Annotated in this window: 1 protein-coding gene; it reads left to right on the top strand. The window is 71.7% G+C overall.

Features of this window, described 5'->3' with window-relative positions:
• Positions 1-371 precede the first annotated feature (371 nt).
• A complete protein-coding gene (locus tag OZN99_RS28885; RefSeq protein ID WP_270938670.1) occupies positions 372-2876 on the top strand; it encodes an arylsulfatase in 2505 nt (834 codons plus the stop codon).
• The last annotated feature ends 51 nt before the right edge of the window (positions 2877-2927 follow it).

Raw genomic sequence — 2927 nt, 5'->3', positions numbered from 1 at the left:
CGTCGCCGCGTGCGCCACGGCCAGGCCGGCCGGCCTCGTCCAGGGCGGCCCGGCGCGTGGCCGATCCCTTCGACGCGACCGACGACGGCGCGAACTGCTTGCGCTGCGGCTACGCGATCGAGCCGGCGCGGGAGCGGCGCGGGCTGATGACCTGCGCGCGGTGCGGCTGACGCCGGCCGCCCCGCCCCGCACCGCGCCCCTGGCCGGCCGGGTCTCGCGACGGGCCGCCACCGGGCGGCTCGGGCCGCAAAGTTGCCCGATCTGGATACCCGTGACAGGCCTCCCGACGGAGGCGGGTCGTCCATAGTCGCCGCACTGGTGGCGCATGGGCGTCCGCCCGAGCTCCGCTACCCGGAGCAGGAGAAGCATACATGTCATCATGGTGCAGGCTGCGACGGCTGCTCTGCGTGGTGGCCGCCGCGCTGGCGGCCACCGCCGGGGGCGCCACGGCGCAGCAGGTCCGTGGAACCCCGGGCTCCAACACGGCGGTGATCACGCCGAACGGCTTCAGCCTGCCAGCGCCGACGCCGCCCTTCACCGGCCTCATCATGCCGAATGCCGGCGACAGCCAGGTCGCCTGGCCGCCGCAGCTGGCCGCGCCGGAGGGCGCGCCGAACGTGCTGCTGATCCTGACCGACGATGTCGGCTTCGGCGCGCCGGCCACCTTCGGCGGCGTGGTGCCGACGCCCGCGCTGGACCGCGTGGCGCAGGCCGGCCTGCGCTACACGCAGTTCCACACCACCGCGCTCTGCTCGCCGACACGCGCCGCGCTGCTCACAGGGCGCAACCACCATTCCGTCGGCTTCGGCAACATCTCGGAACTCTCGACCGGCTTCCCGGGCTACAACTCCATCATCCCGCCGGAGACCGCGCATGTTGCCGCGACGCTGCGGGAGAGCGGCTACGCGACCTCCTGGTTCGGCAAGAACCACAACGTGCCGGCCTGGACGGCGACACCGGCCGGACCCTTCGCCAACTGGCCGACAGGACAGGGCTACGACTACTTCTTCGGCTTCGTCGGCGGCGACACCAGCCAGTGGCAGCCGGGCAACCTCTATCGCAACACCACGCCGATCCATCCCTATGTCGGCGCCGCGCCCGGCTGGAACCTGACCACCGCGATGGCCGACGACGCCATCGACCACATCCGGCTCGTCACCTCCGTCGCACCGGGCCGCCCCTGGTTCATCCACTACGCGCCGGGCGGCACGCATGCGCCGCACCACCCGACACGCGACTGGGCGGAGCGCTTCCGCGGCCAGTTCGACGGCGGATGGGAGGTGCTGCGCCAGCGCATCTTCGACAACCAGCGGCGCCTGGGCGTCCTGCCGCCCAACGCGCAGCTGCCGCCCTGGCCCGACTTCCTGCCGCGCTGGGAGAGCCTGAGCGCCGACCAGCGCCGGCTCTATGCCCGCCAGATGGAGATCTACGCCGCCTATCTCGCCTACACCGACTTCGAGATCGGCCGCGTCATCCAGGCGGTCGAGGATGCCGGGCAGCTCGACAACACGCTGATCATCTATATCAGCGGCGACAACGGCGGCAGCGCCGAGGGCGGGCCCGACGGCACGGTCAACGAGGTCGCGTATTTCAACGGTGCGCGCTTCACGGCCGAGCAGATGATGCCCTTCATCGACGCCTGGGGCACCGACCGCACCTACAACCACATGGCCATCGGCTGGACCTTCGCACTCAACACACCCTACCGCTGGACCAAGCAGGTCGCCTCCCACCTCGGCGGCACGCGCAACGGCATGGCGATCGCCTGGCCGCGGCGCATCGCCGACCGCGGCGGCATCCGTCACCAGTTCCACCACGTCATCGACATCGCGCCGACCATCCTGGAAGCGGCTGGCCTGCCGCAGCCGCAGGTGGTGAACGGCGTGCCGCAGCGCCCGATCGAGGGCACCAGCCTGCTCTACACCTTCGACGCCGCGAACCGCGACGCGCCCTCCCGGCGGCGCACCCAGTATTTCGAGATCCTGGGCAATCGCGCGATCTACCACGATGGCTGGATGGCCAGCACGACGCCGCCGGTGCCACCCTGGGACACCACCTCGCCCAAGCCCGCCGACGTGATGAACGGCTACCGCTGGGAGCTGTACAACCTGGCCGAGGACCCGACGCAGCTGAACGACCTTGCGGCGCGGCAGCCCGACCGACTGCGAATGATGCAGGAGGTCTTCATGATGGAGGCCGCACGCTACCAGGTGCTACCGCTCGACAACTCCACGCTCACGCGGATGATCGCGGCGCGCCCAGGGCCGGCGGCGGGGCGGCGGCAATTCGTCTATACCGGCCCGGTCTCCGCCATCCAGGGCAATGCGGCGCCGAGCCTGCTGAACCGGTCCTACCGCATCACCGCGGAGATCGAGGTGCCGCAGGGTGGGGCGAATGGCGTGCTGGTCACCCAGGGCGGCCGCTTCTCCGGCTACGCCTTCTACCTGAACCAGGGCCGGCCAGTCTTCACCTGGAACCTGCTCGGCGTGCAGCGCCCCAAGTGGGAAGGCGCCGCGGCGCTGCCGCCGGGCCGGCACACCCTCGTCTTCGACTGGCAGATGCAGCCGCAGGGCCTGCCCTTCGGCCGCGGCGGCACCGGCACGCTCACCGTGAACGGCCAGCAGGCCGCGCAGCAGGCGCTGCCGAACACGCTGCCCTTCACCGTCGCCTGGGACGAGACCTTCGATGTCGGCCTCGACACTGGGACCTCGGTGGATGATCGCGACTACACCTCGCCCAACCCCTTCACCGGGCGGATCGTGCGGCTGACGATCGACTACGGCGACAGCACCGTCACGCCGGCGGCGCTGCGCGCCCTGGAGGAGGAGATGGCGCGCCGCCAGCGCGCGGCATCGCCGCCTGCGCAGCGCAACTGATCGGGGCGCGCCGGCGGCGACGCCCCGTGGCCTGCGTCGCCGCGCCGCGCT

It is taken from the genome of Falsiroseomonas oryzae, from assembly GCF_027856955.1.
GTDB classification, from domain to species: Bacteria; Pseudomonadota; Alphaproteobacteria; order Acetobacterales; family Acetobacteraceae; genus Falsiroseomonas; species Falsiroseomonas oryzae.
This window is presented reverse-complemented; position numbering and strand designations above follow the sequence as displayed.